This is a genomic window from Thermus sp. CCB_US3_UF1 (genome assembly GCF_000236585.1).
GTDB lineage: Bacteria > Deinococcota > Deinococci > Deinococcales > Thermaceae > Thermus.
In genome coordinates this window covers 1,347,452-1,362,459 of record NC_017278.1, presented here as the reverse complement: position 1 = coordinate 1,362,459, position 15,008 = coordinate 1,347,452, and the positions used below count along the sequence as shown (strand labels likewise).

14 protein-coding genes, 3 tRNA genes and 1 pseudogene are annotated in these 15,008 nt (G+C 70.8%); 15 read left to right on the top strand and 3 right to left on the bottom strand.

Features of this window, described 5'->3' with window-relative positions:
- Position 1 precedes the first annotated feature (1 nt).
- Positions 2 to 1,066 (top strand): tetratricopeptide repeat protein, encoded by a 1,065-nt coding sequence (locus tag TCCBUS3UF1_RS06755; RefSeq protein WP_014515767.1) that lies wholly within the window; start codon positions 2 to 4, stop codon positions 1,064 to 1,066.
- Positions 1,067 to 1,146: 80 nt separating this feature from the next.
- Positions 1,147 to 1,884, top strand: a complete 738-nt coding sequence (locus tag TCCBUS3UF1_RS06750) for a formate dehydrogenase accessory sulfurtransferase FdhD (protein WP_041433810.1) — start codon at positions 1,147 to 1,149, stop codon at positions 1,882 to 1,884.
- Here the strand turns inward: TCCBUS3UF1_RS06750 and tatA are convergent.
- Entirely contained in the window at positions 1,874 to 2,038 is a 165-nt protein-coding gene (gene tatA / locus TCCBUS3UF1_RS06745) for a twin-arginine translocase TatA/TatE family subunit (RefSeq protein ID WP_041433809.1), read from the bottom strand. The two genes, TCCBUS3UF1_RS06750 and tatA, sit on opposite strands and share 11 nt — an antisense overlap.
- A 72-nt stretch (positions 2,039 to 2,110) precedes the next feature.
- Between tatA and TCCBUS3UF1_RS06740 the strand changes: the two genes are divergently transcribed.
- The 3 genes from TCCBUS3UF1_RS06740 (at position 2,111) to TCCBUS3UF1_RS06730 (ending at position 2,378) form a co-directional block, all read left to right on the top strand.
- Positions 2,111 to 2,187: transfer RNA gene (locus TCCBUS3UF1_RS06740), tRNA-Pro, on the top strand.
- A 1-nt stretch (position 2,188) separates the two neighbouring features.
- Positions 2,189 to 2,264, top strand: a tRNA-Gly gene (locus TCCBUS3UF1_RS06735).
- 38 nt (positions 2,265 to 2,302) lie between these two features.
- Positions 2,303 to 2,378: transfer RNA gene (locus TCCBUS3UF1_RS06730), tRNA-Arg, on the top strand.
- Between the two features lie 97 nt (positions 2,379 to 2,475).
- Here the strand turns inward: TCCBUS3UF1_RS06730 and TCCBUS3UF1_RS11805 are convergent.
- Entirely contained in the window at positions 2,476 to 5,052 is a 2,577-nt protein-coding gene (locus tag TCCBUS3UF1_RS11805; RefSeq protein WP_014515764.1) for a tetratricopeptide repeat protein, read from the bottom strand.
- Between the two features lie 77 nt (positions 5,053 to 5,129).
- Between TCCBUS3UF1_RS11805 and TCCBUS3UF1_RS06720 the strand changes: the two genes are divergently transcribed.
- From TCCBUS3UF1_RS06720 to TCCBUS3UF1_RS06675, 10 genes and pseudogenes are all read left to right on the top strand, one after another.
- The gene (locus TCCBUS3UF1_RS06720) at positions 5,130 to 6,137 is read left to right on the top strand and encodes a 3-oxoacyl-ACP synthase (protein ID WP_014515763.1); all 1,008 of its coding nucleotides are present in this window, start codon (positions 5,130 to 5,132) and stop codon (positions 6,135 to 6,137) included.
- Positions 6,130 to 7,609: pseudogene (locus TCCBUS3UF1_RS06715) on the top strand (class I adenylate-forming enzyme family protein). The gene TCCBUS3UF1_RS06720 and the pseudogene TCCBUS3UF1_RS06715 overlap by 8 nt, the downstream one beginning before the upstream one ends.
- Positions 7,596 to 8,369, top strand: coding sequence for an alpha/beta fold hydrolase (locus TCCBUS3UF1_RS06710; RefSeq protein WP_014515761.1), 774 nt, complete (start codon positions 7,596 to 7,598; stop codon positions 8,367 to 8,369). Before TCCBUS3UF1_RS06715 ends, TCCBUS3UF1_RS06710 begins: the two are co-directional and overlap by 14 nt.
- On the top strand, positions 8,362 to 9,093 hold the full coding sequence (locus TCCBUS3UF1_RS06705; RefSeq protein WP_014515760.1) for an alpha/beta fold hydrolase: 732 nt from the start codon (positions 8,362 to 8,364) through the stop codon (positions 9,091 to 9,093). Before TCCBUS3UF1_RS06710 ends, TCCBUS3UF1_RS06705 begins: the two co-directional genes overlap by 8 nt.
- Positions 9,090 to 9,524, top strand: coding sequence for a MaoC family dehydratase (locus TCCBUS3UF1_RS06700; protein ID WP_014515759.1), 435 nt, complete (start codon positions 9,090 to 9,092; stop codon positions 9,522 to 9,524). The genes TCCBUS3UF1_RS06705 and TCCBUS3UF1_RS06700 overlap by 4 nt, the downstream gene beginning before the upstream one ends.
- 19 nt (positions 9,525 to 9,543) lie before the next feature.
- Positions 9,544 to 10,719 carry an ABC transporter substrate-binding protein gene (locus TCCBUS3UF1_RS06695; RefSeq protein ID WP_014515758.1) on the top strand — a complete coding sequence of 392 codons (1,176 nt, stop codon included), beginning with the start codon at positions 9,544 to 9,546 and terminating at the stop codon, positions 10,717 to 10,719.
- Between the two features lie 19 nt (positions 10,720 to 10,738).
- Positions 10,739 to 11,596, top strand: a complete 858-nt coding sequence (locus TCCBUS3UF1_RS06690; RefSeq protein ID WP_014515757.1) for a branched-chain amino acid ABC transporter permease — start codon at positions 10,739 to 10,741, stop codon at positions 11,594 to 11,596.
- Positions 11,593 to 12,510: a branched-chain amino acid ABC transporter permease gene (locus TCCBUS3UF1_RS06685; protein ID WP_014515756.1), complete on the top strand. Its 918-nt coding sequence runs from the start codon at positions 11,593 to 11,595 to the stop codon at positions 12,508 to 12,510. The genes TCCBUS3UF1_RS06690 and TCCBUS3UF1_RS06685 overlap by 4 nt, the downstream gene beginning before the upstream one ends.
- Positions 12,503 to 13,228: an ABC transporter ATP-binding protein gene (locus TCCBUS3UF1_RS06680; RefSeq protein WP_014515755.1), complete on the top strand. Its 726-nt coding sequence runs from the start codon at positions 12,503 to 12,505 to the stop codon at positions 13,226 to 13,228. The genes TCCBUS3UF1_RS06685 and TCCBUS3UF1_RS06680 overlap by 8 nt, the downstream gene beginning before the upstream one ends.
- Positions 13,225 to 13,929, top strand: a complete 705-nt coding sequence (locus TCCBUS3UF1_RS06675) for an ABC transporter ATP-binding protein (RefSeq protein ID WP_014515754.1) — start codon at positions 13,225 to 13,227, stop codon at positions 13,927 to 13,929. The genes TCCBUS3UF1_RS06680 and TCCBUS3UF1_RS06675 overlap by 4 nt, the downstream gene beginning before the upstream one ends.
- A gap of 20 nt (positions 13,930 to 13,949) precedes the next feature.
- Here TCCBUS3UF1_RS06675 and TCCBUS3UF1_RS06670 read toward each other — a convergent pair whose 3' ends face one another.
- Entirely contained in the window at positions 13,950 to 14,999 is a 1,050-nt protein-coding gene (locus TCCBUS3UF1_RS06670; protein ID WP_014515753.1) for a sulfate adenylyltransferase, read from the bottom strand.
- Between the last annotated feature and the right edge of the window lie 9 nt (positions 15,000 to 15,008).

Below are 15,008 nucleotides of genomic sequence, written 5' to 3'. Positions count from 1 at the left end.
TATGCGCTGGTTTCTCTTGGCCTTGAGCTTGCTGGCGGTTCCCACCCTGGCCCAGACCCCACCCCCCCCTTCGGCCCCCACGGCCCAGGACACCCTGAAGCTGGGGGTGCAGCTGTACGCCCTAGGCCGCTACGAGGCGGCCTTGGAGCTCTTTGAACGCACCGTCAAGGAGAGGCCCCAGGACCCGGACGCCCTGTACTGGCTGGCCCGGGCCCAGCTCAAGGTGGGCCTTCTCAACCCGGCCCTGGAGAACGCCAAGGGCCTGGTGGCCCGCAACCCCCGGTACATCGGGGGCTACATGGTCCTCTCCGAGGCTTACGTGGCCCTTTACCGGGCGGCGGAGGACCGGGAAAAGGGAAGGGCCTTCCTGGAGCAGGCCCTTACCGTCCTGCGGGATGCGGAGCGGGTGAACCCCAGGTACGCCCCCCTCTTCGCCCAGCGGGGCATGGTCTACGCCTTCCTGGGGCAGATGGACAGGGCGGAGGAGGCCTTTAAGAAGGCCTTGGGCCTGCAGGACACCCCGGAGGTGCGCGCCGCCTTGGCCGAGCTCTACCTGGCCGCGGGGCGGCTGGACGAGGCCTTGGAGCAGTACGCCCGGGCCCTGCAGCTTGCCCCCACGGATGCGGACCTACGGGTGCGCTACGCCTCGGCCCTCCTCCTCAAGGGCCGGGCCGAGGAGGCGGCCAAGGTCTTGGAGGAGGGGCATAAGCGGAAGCCCCTCGAGGCCGAGGGCTGGTACACCCTGGGGCAGGCTTACCTCCTCCTGAACCGGGTCAAGGAGGCGGGGGTGGCCCTGGAGAACGCCGTGGCCCTGGCCCCCTTGCGCTTCCCCGCCGCCTACGGCTACCTGGGCCAGGTCTATCTGGCCCTGGGGGATTTCCAAAAGGCCAAGAGCCGCCTCACGGTGGCGGTGCGCCTCGAGCCCAAGAGGGCCGAGTACCGCTACCACCTTTGCCTGGCCAACGAGAAGCTGGGGGACAAGGAAGGGGCCCGCTACCAGTGCCAGGAGGCCCTGAAGCTCAGGCCGGGCTATAAGGAGGCGGAGGAGGTCCTGCGCCGGCTCTAGACCGCAAAAAGGCCCCCTTGCCCCAGGGGTTTGTGCCCCTGGGGCTTTCCTCTGCTCCGGCGGAGGGCTATGGTGGGGGCATGTGGCGCTACCAGGGGGGAGGTTTTTACCCCGAGGACTTCCCCTTGCCCGAGGAGGGGCGCCTGGTCCTGGTGGTCAATGGGGAGCCCTGGTCGGCCTTCAGCTACACCCCGGGGGACGAGGCTTACCTGGCCGTGGGCCACCTTTTCCTGAGCGGGGCGCTTTCCCATCCCCAGGGGGTGCGGCTGCGGGTGGGGGAGGGGATGGTCCTGGTGGACCTACCCGAGGCCCCCCAGCGGGGCCTAGGGGTGCGGGATAGCGGCTGCGCCGCCGGCCTCCGCTACGGGGAGCCCCGGCTGGCCCCCCTGCCCCAGGTGCCCCTGGACCCCGAGCTTCCCCTAGTCCTCCTGGCCCGGCTCCGCCAGGGCACCGCCCGCTACGCCCGGACCCGGGGCATCCACGGGGCTGCCCTTTTTGACCTCTCCGGCCACCTCCTCTACCTGAACGAGGATATTGGCCGCCACAACGCCGTGGACCGCCTGGCCGGTTTCATGCTCCTGGAGGGGATTATGCCCCCGGTCCTGGTGGCCACCACCGGCCGGGTAAGCCAGGAAATGGCCGCCAAGGCCATCGGCATGGGGGCGGTCCTCCTGGCCAGCCGTACCGGGGCTACCCTTCCTGCGGTGGCCTTGGCCTGCCGCTACGGACTGGCCCTTGCCACCTACGTGCGCCCCACGGGCTACCGCCTGTACGCCCCCGGGGGGATGCCCGTGGCCGGCCAGGTTCCTAGGCCTTAGGCTCTTCCCTTTTCTCCTCGCCTTCCTGGAGCCCCTTCTTAAACTCCCGCGCCGACTGGCCGATGCCCCGGGCCAGCTCGGGGAGTTTTTTGGCCCCAAAGAGGAGCAGGATGATCAGGAGGATGAGGAGGATTTCCACGGGACCTAAATGCATAGGACCATTATAGCACGCCTTGACCCTCTGGAAAGCAGGTGTTATCGTGGCCTCTGGGGTGGCCGTTGGCCCCGGGGCGTAGCGCAGGCCGGTAGCGCACCTGCTTTGGGAGCAGGGGGTCGCCCGTTCAAATCGGGCCGCCCCGACCACGCGGGAGTAGCTCAGTTGGTAGAGCATCGGCCTTCCAAGCCGAGGGTCGCGGGTTCGAGTCCCGTCTCCCGCTCCAAGAGGGCCGGGGTGGAAGCCCACCCCGGCTTCGTCCATGGGCCCGTAGCTCAGGGGACAGAGCAGCCGCCTTCTAAGCGGTAGGTCGGGGGTTCGAATCCCTCCGGGCCCGCCAGCTCCAGGACCGCCCGCCCTTACTTCCGCGGGCGGGGCCCTTTTTACCCCCAAAGACCGGGCCGGCTGCCTAGGGCCTCCTGGGCCAAGGCCAAGCCTCAGAGCCCCAACTCCCTCAGGGCGGCCTGCCGCAGGCGCGAGGCCTCCTCGGCCCAGGGGGTGCCCTGCAGGCGGGCCCAGGCCTCCTCCTCCAGGGGGTCCAGGCGCAAGGCCTCCAGCCAGTCCTGGGGGCGGGGGCTTTGCAGGAGGGCGTGCCGGCGGGCTTCGGTGTAGGCCTGGGCCCGTTCGTCCAGGGCAGGGTGGTCCAGGCCGCGGTAGGGGGGGGCGAAGGGGGCTTGGGGGTCCAGGAGGTCCAGGTAGAGCTCTGGGGCCTCGAGGCGGAGGCCGTAGGGCCGCACCCGGAGGAAGTAGGCTTCCGCCCCCCGGGGCCTGCCCGGCTCCAGGGCGTTGAGCACCTCCCACCAGAGCACCCGGAACTCCCCTGGGGAGACATCCAGGGCCTCCAGGAGGTCCTCCTTTTCCCAGTCCCGGGCGGAGAGGAGGGCCAAAAGGAGCCGGGCCTTTTCCCGGCGGAAGCGCACGGGCCGGCCCTCCACCCAGACGGCGAAGCCCCCCAGGGCCCTTACCTCCACCCGCACCCCGGGATGGTAGGGGAGGGAAAGCCGGCCCAGCCGCCAAAGGGCCCGGCGCACCCGGGGTAGGGGAGGGGCGAAAAGGGTGCGCCCCTCCAGGAAGGGGTAGCGCTGCAAAAGCCCCTCCCAGCCGTCGCCGAAGGGATAGGCCTCCGCCAAGGCCTGGAGGAAGGGGTCCAAGGGGGGGAGGGCGGGCAGGGGAAAGCCCTCCCCCTGCCGCAGGCGGGCCGTGGCCACCATGAGGGTGAGAAACCCCTCTACCCAGAGGTCCCCTGCGGTCCGGGCTAGCCGCACCATCTCCGCGAAGGCGCCGGGGGCCCCCAAGGCGGCCAGCCCCCCTAAGGCCTCCACCTGGAGCCGGGCGGGCCCGCCCTCGGCCAAGGCCAGGGCCCCACGATAGGCTTCCTCTGCCTCCTTCCATCGCCCGAGGGCTAAAAGGGCGTGCCCCCGCCGGGCCTCGGCCAGGCTCACGCCGAAGGGGCTTCCCAGGGCTTCGGCTTCCAAGCGTCCCCGTTCCGCCCAGCGCAGCCCTTCCTCCGCATCCCCCGCCACGCACTCCAGAAGGGCCCGGAGCAGGCTTCCCTCCCGGTGGTTCTGGGGGGGGCGGTGGAGGCCCGGGTCCTTGGCCTCCCGGAGGAGGGCCAAGGCCTCCTGGGGCCGTCCCTGGCGGAGGAGGAGCCGGGGGCCCTCCAGGCCCAAGGCCGCGGCCTCGGCGGCGCGGCCCTCGTTGAGGAGGTTTTCCGCCAGGAGGGGCTTCCCCTCCTGGGGGAAGCGCTTTAGGGCCTCCTCCAGGTAGGGCTTGGCCCGGGCGGGCTCCACCGTGTCCAGGAAAAGCCGCACCAGCCCCAGGTAAGCCCGTTCCTCCCCGGCCTCCAGGGCCTTGCGGTAGGCGGCTTCCGCCTCCCCGTAGCGGCCCGCCTGGCGCAGGGCCTCGGCCTCGAGGAGGAGGAGGCCCCGCCGGCCCCGGCGCACCTCCTCCGGCAGGTGGCCGAGAAGGCGCAAGACGGTGTAGGTGAGCCCGCGTTCCAGCCAGGCCCTTCCTTGCCGCAGGAGGAGGTCGGCGGCATGCCCCACCCGCCCCGCCTCCAGGAGGTACTCCGCCGCCCGCACCCCCTCGCCCCGGGCCAGGGCCTCCTCGGCGGCCTGGGTGAGGAGCACCCGGGCCTCGGAAGCGGCTAGCCGCCCCTTGAGGGCGCTGCGCACCAAGGGGTGGAAGACCAGCCGCCCCTCCCGGCGCTCCAGGAGGAGGTCCTCCGCGTAGGGGAGGAGGGCCTCCCCTTGGTCCTCGGCCACCTCGCCCAGGAGGGCCAGCCTCGAGGCCACCTCCAGCACCTCTAGGGGCAGGCTGTGGGCCAGGTAGGCCAGGAGGCCCTCGCCGCTTTCCAGGGCCAGCTCGGGCTTGAGCCCCCGGCGCATGGCCAGGAGGACCACCCGCAGGCCCAAGGGCCAGCCCTTCACCAGGGAAAGGGCCCGCTCCACCTCAAAGGCGGGCAGCTCGGGGGCCAGGGCCTTGGCCAGCTGGCAGGCCTCCTCGGGGTCGAAGGCCAGCTCCCGTTCCCCCAGGACCGTGAGGAAGGCGAAGGGGGTGGTGCGGCGGGAGAGAACGAGGAGGCGGAGGTGGGGGAGGCGGAGGAGGCCGGTGAGGACCTTGAGGGTTCCCGGGCTTTCCGCCCGGTGGGCCTCGTCCAGGACCAGGAAGTGGGGACCGAGGGGCTTGAGCCCTTGGAGGAGGGCCTCCAGGGCCCTGGGCCAGGCCCCGGCCTCCAGGAGTTCCTCCACCTGGGCCAGCGGGGCCCGGGAGCGGTAGGCGGCCAGGAGGTGCCAGAGGAAGACGGCGGGGTCCTGGGCCTCCTCCGCCAGGGAGAGGTAGACCCCTGGCACCTCGGTGGCCAGGGTGGTCTTGCCAAAGCCGGCCCCGGCGGCCAGGACGGCCCCAGGGCTATGGCTTAGGGCCTCTTCCAAGAGGCGCAAGGGGCGCGAACGCCGTACCTCCTTGGCCGTGCGCGGGGGGAGGAGCCTCGAGGGCGGCACCGGGTAGGGCACGCCTCCATTCTGCCCCAGGGCGGGCGGGAACGGGGGTGTAACGTCCGGGTAACGCCCGGGGGCTAGGGTAAGGGCAGATGTACGTGCGAAGCCTGGGGGTTTACCTGCCCGAAGGGCGCATGGACGCGGAGGAGATCGCCCGGCGCTCCGGCCTGCCGCGGGAGGTGGTGGTGGAGAAGCTGGGGATCGTGCAAAAGCCCGTGCCCGGCCCCTCGGACCACCCCGCGGCCATGGCGGCTTGGGCGGCCAAGGCCGCCCTGGAGGCCGCGGGCTTCCCGGGGGAGCGGGTGGACTGGGTGCTTTCCATGGTGGAGGAGTACAAGGACTACCCGGTCTGGGCCACGGCGCCCTACCTGGCCCTTCAGGTGGGGGCCATGGGGGCCAGGGGGCTGGACCTCAACCAGAAGTGCGCCTCCCTCATGGGGGCCCTGGAGGTGGCCCGGGGGCTTTTCGCCACCCGGGAGGGGGTGGGGGCGGTGCTGGTGGCCGGCGGGTACCGCAACGGGGACCTGGTGGACTACCAGGACCCCCAGACCCGCTTCCTCTACGACCTGGCCGCGGGGGGTGGGGCCATCCTCCTCACCCGGGAGGGGCCGGGGCTTAGGGTGTTGGGCCTGGCCCACCGCATGGACCCCAGCCTGGCCCTCTCCGTCAAGGTGCCCGTGGGGGGTACCCGCGCCCCCCTCACGCCGGAAACCCTAGGGGAGTTCCGCCTGCGGGTGGAGGATCCGGCCTTCATGAAGGCCCGTCTGGACGCCACCTCCATCCCCACTTTCCTGGAGGTGGTGCGGGAGGCCTTGGCCGAGGCGGGGTACGCCGAGGCCGACCTGGACTACCTGGCCCTCCTCCACATGAAGCGCTCCGCCCACCGGGCGGTCCTGGAGGGCCTGGGCCTGGGACCGGAGCAGAGCCTGTACCTGGAGCGTTTCGGCCACCTGGGGCAGCTGGACCCCATCCTCTCCCTCAAGCTGGCCTGGGAGGCGGGACGGCTGCGGGAGGGGAGCCTGGTGGCCCTGGCGGCGGCGGGGGTGGGGTACTTCTACGGGGCGGCCGTCCTCCGCCTGGAAGGAGGGCTTTATGCTTGAGGCCAACTGGCTGGGGCAGCTGGCCCGCTACCATCCGGAAAGGCCCGCGGTCTGGTTCCGGGGAAGGTGGCTCGCCTACGGGGAGGTCTACGGGCGGGCGCGGCGGGCCGCTGGGGCTTTGGCGCGGCTTGGGGTGGGGAAAGGGGACCGGGTGGGCCTCATCGCCTGGAACCACCCCGCTTACCTGGACCTCCTCTTCGCCGGGCCCCTTTTGGGCCACATCCTCACCCCCTTCAACCACCGCCTGAGCCTGCCCGAGCTCAAGGCCCTCCACGCCTACGCCGAGCCCCGGGTGCTCTTCTATGGGGAAGGGTTTGCGGAGGCCGCTTTGGCCCTGGACCCCAAGGCCCTTCCCCTCGAGGCCCTCCTGGAGGGGGAGGAGGCCCCGGAGGCCACCCGGGTGGGCCTGGAGGACCCCGCCCTCCTCCTCTTCACCGGGGGGACCACTGGGCTGCCCAAGGGGGCCCTCCTGCCCTACCGCCAGCTCCTTCTGAACGCCATCCAGACGGCCTTCGCCTGGGGGCTTTCCCGGGAGGACCGCTACATCCTGGCCACCCCCATGTTCCACGCCGCCCTCAACGCCCTGGCCACCCCCCTTCTCTACCTGGGGGGGAGCGTGGTCCTGCAGGAGCGCTTCCGCCCCGAGGAGTACCTGGAGCTGGTCCGGGCCCACCGGCCCACCCTCCTCTTCCTGGTGCCCACCATGTTCCAGATGCTCCTGGAAACCCCAGGCTTCTGGGAGGCCGACCTCTCCTTTGTGCGCTTCGCCATCTCTGGGGGGGCCCCCTGCCCGGCCCCGGTGCGGGAGGCCTTCCGCAGGAAGGGGGTGCGCTTCAAGCAGGGCTACGGCCTCACGGAGTGCGGCGTCAACTGCTTCACCTTGGAGCTGGAGGAGGCCGAGGCCTACCCCGAGAGCGTGGGCCGGCCCATGCCCCACCTCCGGGCCCGCCTGGTGCGGGAAGAGGGGGGGGGAGGCCGGGTTGGGGGAGGCGGGGGAGCTTTGGCTTTCGGGAGGGGTGGTCATGCAGGGCTACTTCCGCCGCCCGGAAGAAAACGCCAAGGTCTTCGTCTACGACGGGGAGCGGCTTTGGCTTAGGACCGGGGACCTGGCCTACCGGGATGAGGGGGGGCGGTTCTACATCGTGGGCCGCAGGAAGGAGATGTTCATCTCCGGGGGGGAAAACGTCTACCCGGTGGAGGTGGAACGGGTCCTCTACGACCACCCGGCGGTGCGGGAGGCGGCGGTGGTGGGGGTGCCCGACCCCCGCTGGGGGGAGGTGGGGGTGGCGTTTTTGGCCCTGCGGGCCCCTTTGGACCTCGAGGCCCTGCGGGCCTTCCTGCGGGAGCGGCTGGCCGCCTACAAGGTGCCCAAGCACTTCGTCATCCTGGAGGACCTGCCCAAGACCGGCCCCGGCAAGGTGCAGAAGGAGGCCCTAAAGCGGCTTTGGGAGGAGGGGCATGGCCAGGCTTAGGTACCGCTTGGAAGGGGAGGGGCCGGGGGTGGTCCTCCTCAACGGCCTCTTCCAGCGGCTGGAGAGCTGGGACCCGGTGGTTCCCCACCTTTCCGGCTACACCCTCCTCCGCTACGACATGCGGGGCCAGGGGGAGAGCGAGGCCCCCCATGGCCCCTACACCCCTGGGGTGCACGCCGAGGACCTCCTCCAGCTCTTGGAGGGGCTTGGCCTGGAGAACCCCGTCCTGGTGGGGCTTTCCAACGGCGGGGTGGTGGCCCTCACCGCGGCCCTCCAGGCCCCGGGCCGCTTCCGCGGCCTGGTCCTATGCTGCACCACCCCCTACCTGGATGCGGCCCTGCGGGCCAAGGCGGAAAGCTGGCTTTGGGCCCTGCGGGCGGGGGGTACCCCCTTGCGCCTCCGCGTGGCCCTGCCCTGGGTCTTCGGCAAGGGGTTCCTCAACGCCCACCCCGAGCTCCTCACCCCCGAGGGCCTAGCCCCCCTCCTGGCCCAGGCCCCCACGGAGGCCGCCCAGGAAAGGCTCCTTCTGGGCTTTCTCTCCTTGGGGGACCTGCGGCCACGGCTGGCCTCCCTCGCCCTTCCCGCCCGGGTGCTCTACGGGGAGGAGGACCTGCTTTTTCCCGGGGAGTACGCGGCGGCCCTGGCCCAGGCCCTGGGGGCGCGGTTGGAGGCCCTGCCCGCGGGGCACGCCGCCCCCCTCGAGGCGCCCCTGGCCTTCGCCCAGGCGGTACGGCAGTTTCTGGAGGAGGTGTATGCTTAGCCATCTGGAAAGCGGAAAGGGTGTCCCGGTGGTCCTGGTGCACGGCAACTTCGCCTGCAAGGAGTGGTGGCGGGAGCTTCTGGAAGACCCCCCGGAAGGAGCCTGGCTCCTGGCCCCCGACCTTCCCGGCTTTGGGGAGAGCCCGGCCCCTGAAGGCTTTTCCCCCTCCATCCCCGCCTATGCCGAGGCCCTGCGGGCCTTCCTGCGGGAAAAAGGGGCGGAAGGGGCCATCCTGGTGGGCCATTCCCTGGGCGGGGCGGTGGTCATGGAGGCGGCCACGGAAGGGACCCGGGGCCTCCTCCTGGTCAACCCGGCCCCGCCCTCGGGCCTAGAGACCCCGGAGGCCTACTACCCCATCCTGGAGAGCTACCGGGAGAACCGCGAGGCCCTTTCCCAGGCCCTGGCGGCCATGGCCCCCACCCGGAGGCCCCCCTGGTTCCCCGAGCTGGTGGCCAAGGCCCAGGGGATGCACCCCGCCCACTTCCAGGGCAACGCCCGGGCCCTGGCGGCCTGGCGCCTGGGGAGGCCCTATCCGGGACCGGTCCTGGTGGTCTACGGCGCCCTGGACCCCCTGGTCACCCGGGGCATGGCCGAGGCCACGGCGGCCTTCTTTCCCCGGGGGAGGCTTCGGGTGCTGGAAGGGGTGGGCCACTCGGTGAACCTGGAAAATCCTGGCCTTTTCCGGGAGATCCTGGGGGAGTTCCTCAAGGAGGTGGCGGCATGAGGTTCCAGGTGGGGGATAAGGCCAGCTATACCCAGACCCTCTCCGAGGCCCATGTGGCCCTCTTCGTGGGGGCGGTGGGGGACACCAACCCCCTGCACGTGGACGAGGTCTACGCCCAAAGGAGCCGCTTTGGCGGCCGCATCGCCCAAGGGATCCTGGTGGCGGGCCTGATCTCCACGGTCATCGGCACCAAGCTCCCGGGCCGGGGGGCCATCTACCTTTCCCAGACCCTGCGCTTCCTCAAGCCCACCCGCCTGGGGGACACCGTCACCGCCACCGCGGTGGTCAAGGCGGTGCGGGAGCGGGAAAAGGGAGGGGTGGTCCTCACCTTGGACACCTTCTGCGAGAACCAGCGGGGGGAGAGGGTCCTCGAGGGGGAGGCGGTGGTGCTGTACGAGGCGGAAGAGGAACCTGAGGGCGGAAGGCCCTAGGGAATAAAGGAGGCGGAAGATGCGAAAGGCAATCGGGTTCTTGGTCCTCGCCATGGGGCTGGCCCTGGCGCAAACCTCCCTGAAGGTGGGGGTGATCCTCCCCCTCTCCGGGGTCTCGGCGGTGTCGGGCAAGGCGGCCCTCAACGGCATCCAGCTGGCCGCCGACGAGGTGAACGCCCAGGGCAAGGTGAGGCTGGAGCTGGTGGTGGCCGACGACGGCACGGACGCGGCCAAGGCGGTCCCCGCCTTCACCAAGCTGATGACCGTGGACAAGGTGGACGTGGTGATCGGGGGTCTGGCCAGCGGGGTCACCTTTGCCCTTTCCGGGCCGGTGAAGCAGTACGGGCCCCTTTTCCTGTGCATCGGGGCTGCCAGCTCCGTGGTGGAGCAGGCCTTTGAGGGCTACCCCCTCTTCTTCCACTACCACCCCTGGGACTACCACAACGTGACCGCCGCCTTGCAGTTCTTCCAGTCCCTGGCCAAGGACCATGGGGCCAAGAAGGTGGCCATCCTCTACGAGGACGGCCCCTTTGGCTCGGCAGGGATCGCGGTGTACAAGCAGCAGCTGGAGCGGCTCGGCTACCAGGTCCAGGCGGAACCCTACAAGGCGGGCAGCGGGCAGTTCACCCCCATCCTCACCCGCTTCCGCGCCTTCGCCCCCGATATCCTCTACTGGATCGGCTACGACGTGGACGCCCTGCCCATCGCCACCCAGGCCCGGCAGGTGGGCCTCAGGCCTAAGCTCATCTACGGGGCCCCGCCCTCCTGGCCCATCGGCTTTGAGAAAAACCCCCTTTCCAACGACGTGGCCGGCATGACCGCCTGGCTGCCCACCGTGCCCAACGCCGAGTCCCGGCGCTTTGTGGAGGCCTACCGCAAGAAGTACGGGGAGGTCACGGAGGAGTACATGGCCCCCATGGGGTACACCATCGTCAAGAGCCTGGCCCTGGCGGTGGAACGAGCCGGGAGCACGGACAAGAACCAGATCGCCCAGGCCCTGGCGGGCTTGCGCATGAATACCCCCTTTGGCCCCCTGGCCTTTAAGCCCTCGGACACCGGCCGGACCAAGTACCAGGGGTTTGGACCGGAGATCTGGTTCCAGTTCCAGTACCTCGAGGGCTCCCGCCGCCCGGTCTTCCCCAAGGAAAAGGCCGCCCGGCCCCTTCGCTACCCTGGGGAGTACTACCTGCGCTGAGGCCGAGGCCCCCTAGACCATGGAGCTCCTCTTCCAGACCCTTCTCAACGGCCTCCTCATGGCGGGGGTCTACGCCCTGGTGGCCACCGGCCTGGCCCTTTCCTTGGGGGTGGTGGGCATCGTCAACTTCGCCCACGGGGAGTTCCTCATGCTGGGGGCCTTCCTCTCCTACCTGCTCTTCGCCTTCCAGGGGATGGACCCCCTTCTCTCCCTGGGCCTGGCCTTCCTGGCCGCCTTCCTGGTGGGGGCCCTGGTCTATCGGGGCCTGATCCGCCCCGTCCTCAGGGCCCCAGAGCTCAACCAGATGCTCCTCACCTTTGGCCTTTCCGTCCTGTTGCAGAACCTGGCCCTCCTCCTCTTCGGCGCGGATACCCGGGTGGTGGCCCCGCCCTACCAGGCCACCACCCTGACCCTGGGGCCCTTCTTCCTGGGGGCGGTACCCCTGGGGGCCTTCCTGCTCTCGGGGGCCTTGCTCCTGGTCTTGCAGCTCTTCCTCACCCGGAGCCGCCTGGGCCTGGCGGTGCGGGCGGTGGCGCAAAACCGCCTGGCCCCGGGGCTTTTGGGGATTGAGGCCGATGGGGTCTACCTTCTGGCCTTTGGCCTTTCCGCCGCCTTGGCGGGGGTGGCGGGGGTGATGCTCTCGGTGATGCTCTACGCCAGCCCCTCCGTGGGCTTCCTCTTCACCCTGAAGTCCTTCGCCATCGTGGCCCTGGCGGGCCTAGGCAACCTCAAGGGGGTGGTGCCGGCGGCCATGGTCTTGGCCGTGGCGGAGGCCCTGGTGAGCACCTATGTCCCGGGCGGGGGAGGGTGGGTGGAGGCGGTCTTTTTCCTGGTGCTCTTCCTGGCCCTGGTGGGCCGGGCCTGGAGGGGGGTATGAGGGGATCGGCGCGGCGCTGGGCGGTGGGAGGGTTCCTCCTGGCCTTTGGCCTTCTGCCCTTCCTGCCCCTGGGGGTGTGGCGGGCCTTCCTCCTGGACGTGGGCTTCTTCGTCCTCATCTTCACCGCCTTGGCCCTCTCCTGGGACCTGGTGGCCCGCACCGGGCAGCTTTCCTTGGCCCACGGGGCCTTTTTCGGCCTTGGGGCCTATGGGGCCGGGCTTTTGGCCCCCGGGCTGGGGACCCTCCCCGCCCTCCTCCTGGGGGCCTTGCTGGCCGGGGCCGGGGCCCTTGTGCTGGGGGCCGTTACCTTAAGGCTCCACGGCCTCTACTTCGCCATCGCCAGCCTGGCCTTCAGCGAGGTCCTGCGCACCCTCACCCTGCGCCTGGCCTTCACCGGGGGGCCCATCGGCCTGCCCGTGCCCCCGCCCTTTGGGGGTGCTTGGCCCCTGGCCGCCTATTACCTGGGCTTTGGGGCCTTCCTCCTGGCGGTGGCCCTCAGCCTTTGGGCCGAGGGGAGCCCCTTCCGCCTGGCCCAGGCCGCCACCCGCCAGTCGGAGGCCGTGGCCCGGGTCCTGGGGGTGCGGGTGGTGCGGGTGAAGCTCCTTTCCCTCCTCCTGGGGAGCCTGGTGGCGGGGCTGGCCGGGGGGGTGTACGGCATGAAGGCCCTTTTCCTTTCCCCCTACGACGCCTTCAGCCTGGGCCGGGCGGTGGAGGCCTTGGTCATCCCCATCTTCGGGGGGCTTTACAGCACCTTAGGGCCCCTGCTGGGCGGGGTGGTCCTGGTGGGGCTGGAGCAGGCCCTGCGCCTGTGGATCAAGGAGGGGTACCTGGTGGTCTACGGGGCCATCCTGGTCCTGGTCATCCTCTTCCTGCCCCGTGGGCTCTTGGGCCTTTGGGGAGGGCGGCGTGGCTAGGCTGCTGGAGGTCAAGGGGGTTAGCAAGCGCTTCCTGGGCCTTTGGGCCTTGAAGGCGGTGCACCTGCACCTCGAGGAGGGGGAGATCCTGGCGGTCATCGGCCCCAACGGGGCGGGAAAGAGCACCCTTTTGAACGTGATCTCTGGCCTCCTCAGGCCCGATGGGGGAGGGGTTTTCCTCCAGGGGGAGGAGGTCACCCACCTGCCCCCGGAGGCCCGCACCCACCGCGGCCTGGGCCGGGCCTTCCAGATCGTCCAGCCCCTGCCGGAGCTCACGGTGCGGGAGAACCTCCTGGTGGGGGCCCTTTTTGGCAAGCCGGGCGCCTCGAGGCGGGAAGGGGAGGCCTGGGTGGAAAGGGTGCTGGAGCTGACCGGCCTGGCCCCCCGGGCCGAGGCCCTGGCAGGGGAGCTGACCCTTTTGGAGGACAAGCGCCTGGAGCTGGCCCGGGCCCTGGCCACCCGGCCCAAGGTGCTCCTCCTGGACGAGGTCATGGCCGGTCTGCGGCCCAAGGAGGCGGAGGAGGCCATCGCCCTGGTGCGGCGCATCCGCGAAAGCGGGGTGGCCATCCTCTTCATCGAGCACCTGATGCCGGTGGTCAAGGCCCTGGCCGACCGCGTGGTGGTCCTGGACTACGGCGAGGTGATCGCCGAGGGGCCTTACGAGGCGGTGGCCCAGGCGGAGCGGGTGCGGGAGGCCTACCTGGGGAGGCGGGCATGAGGCTGCGGGTGGAAGGGTTGGAGTCGGGCTACGCCAAGGCCCAGGTCCTCTTCGGGGTGGACCTCGAGGTGGAGGAGGGGGAGCTGGTGGCCCTCCTGGGGGCCAATGGGGCGGGCAAGACCACCCTGCTCCGGACCATCTCCGGGCTCCTTAAGCCCTGGAAGGGCAGGGTGGAGCTGGATGGCAGGGACCTCCAGGGCCTTTCCCCGGCCCGGCGGGCCCGGCTGGGCTTGGGCCACGTCCCCGAGGGGCGGCAGCTTTTCCCCCTCATGAGCGTGGAGGAAAACCTGCGCCTGGGGGCGGCCTTCCTGGCCCCAGGGCGGGAGGGGGAGGGCTTTGCCCGGGCCTACGCCCTCTTTCCCCGCCTCGCCGAGCGTAGGCGGCAGCTGGCCGGCACCCTTTCCGGGGGGGAGCAGCAGATGCTGGCCATCGCCCGGGCCCTCATGGGCTTCCCCCGCATCCTTCTGGTGGATGAACCCTCCTTGGGCCTTTCGCCCCGGCTGGCCGAGGAGGTGCTTTTGGCCCTGCGCCGGGTGGCCGAGGAGGGGGTGGGGGTCCTCCTGGTGGAGCAGAACGTGGCCCTGAGCCTGGAGGTGGCGGGTAGGGCTTACGTGATGGAGCACGGGCGCATCGTCCTGAAGGGGAGCGCCACCAATCTCCTGCAGGACCCAAGGGTGCGGGAGGCCTACCTGAGCCTCTAGATGGGGGCACCGCCCCGGGCCTAAAGGCCTCTTTGCAGGATGGGAATAAGCTCGGGCCGCACCAGCTCAGGGGGCGGGGCCTGGCCTGCCCGGAGGAGGGCGCGGACCCGGGTCATGCTGATGGAAAGCCGCTTCTCCCGGTGCCCCTCGGGGCAGGTCCTTTCCGAGGCGATGCCGCCGCAGAGGGGGCAGTGGAAGACGGCCCCCACCCGCAGGATCTCTATGCCCAAGGGGGGGAGCCGGTCAAAGATGCGGTGGGCGGCGTAGGGGTCGTAGAAGTCCCCTACCCCGGCGTGGTCCCGGCCTACCAGGAAGTGGGTGGCCCCGAAGTTCTTGCGCACCAGGGCGTGAAAGACCGCCTCCTTGGGCCCGGCGTAGCGCATGGGGGTGGCCAGGCCGAAAAGGGCCACCCGCTCCTGGGGAAGGAAGCCCTCCAAGAGGGCCTGGTAGGCCTCGAGGATCACTCCCGTGGGGAAATCGTCCGCCTTTTTGGCCCCCAGGATGGGGTGGACCAGGACCCCGTCGGCCAGCTCCAGACCCAGGCGGATCAGGTACTCGTGGGCCCGGTGGGGGGCGTTGCGGGTCTGGAAGGCCACCACCTTCCCCCAGCCCCGTTCCCGGAAGAAGGCCCGCACCTCCTCCGGGGTCTTTTCCAGGGGGCCCCTTTCCCGGGGCCTGAGCACCTCCACCTGCCCCCCTAGGGCGTAGGGCCCCTTGGCATAAAACCGGGCCACCCCCGGGTGGGCCGGGCTCTCTGTGCCGAACACCTCCCGCGCCAGGGCCTCCAGGTCCAGGGCGTAGGCCTCGGCCACGTGGACAAGGGCCACCACCTCCTTCCCGTGGACCAGGCCTAGGGTGTCCCCCGGGCCTACCCTGGGTTTTTCCCGGCTCTGCAGGAGGATGGGGAGGCTCCAGACCTCCCCCGTGGGCAGGCGCATCTCGTAGGCCACAGAGAGGGCCTCTTCCCGGGTCATGAAGCCCCGCACCGGGTGGAAGGCCCCGCTTGCCAGGTTCTCCAGGTCCAGCCGCTCGTCCTCGCCGATGGTAAGGGTCAAGAGGGTTTCCCGCATGGCCGCCTC

Coding starts and splice junctions, on each gene's coding strand:
- TCCBUS3UF1_RS06755 (WP_014515767.1), top strand. CDS start 2: ATGCGCTGGTTTCTCTTGGCCTTGAGCTTGCTGGCGGTTCCCACCCTG.
- TCCBUS3UF1_RS06750 (WP_041433810.1), top strand. CDS start 1,147: ATGTGGCGCTACCAGGGGGGAGGTTTTTACCCCGAGGACTTCCCCTTG.
- tatA (WP_041433809.1), bottom strand. CDS start 2,038: ATGCATTTAGGTCCCGTGGAAATCCTCCTCATCCTCCTGATCATCCTG.
- TCCBUS3UF1_RS06720 (WP_014515763.1), top strand. CDS start 5,130: ATGTACGTGCGAAGCCTGGGGGTTTACCTGCCCGAAGGGCGCATGGAC.
- TCCBUS3UF1_RS06710 (WP_014515761.1), top strand. CDS start 7,596: ATGGCCAGGCTTAGGTACCGCTTGGAAGGGGAGGGGCCGGGGGTGGTC.
- TCCBUS3UF1_RS06705 (WP_014515760.1), top strand. CDS start 8,362: ATGCTTAGCCATCTGGAAAGCGGAAAGGGTGTCCCGGTGGTCCTGGTG.
- TCCBUS3UF1_RS06700 (WP_014515759.1), top strand. CDS start 9,090: ATGAGGTTCCAGGTGGGGGATAAGGCCAGCTATACCCAGACCCTCTCC.
- TCCBUS3UF1_RS06695 (WP_014515758.1), top strand. CDS start 9,544: ATGCGAAAGGCAATCGGGTTCTTGGTCCTCGCCATGGGGCTGGCCCTG.
- TCCBUS3UF1_RS06690 (WP_014515757.1), top strand. CDS start 10,739: ATGGAGCTCCTCTTCCAGACCCTTCTCAACGGCCTCCTCATGGCGGGG.
- TCCBUS3UF1_RS06685 (WP_014515756.1), top strand. CDS start 11,593: ATGAGGGGATCGGCGCGGCGCTGGGCGGTGGGAGGGTTCCTCCTGGCC.
- TCCBUS3UF1_RS06675 (WP_014515754.1), top strand. CDS start 13,225: ATGAGGCTGCGGGTGGAAGGGTTGGAGTCGGGCTACGCCAAGGCCCAG.
- TCCBUS3UF1_RS06670 (WP_014515753.1), bottom strand. CDS start 14,999: ATGCGGGAAACCCTCTTGACCCTTACCATCGGCGAGGACGAGCGGCTG.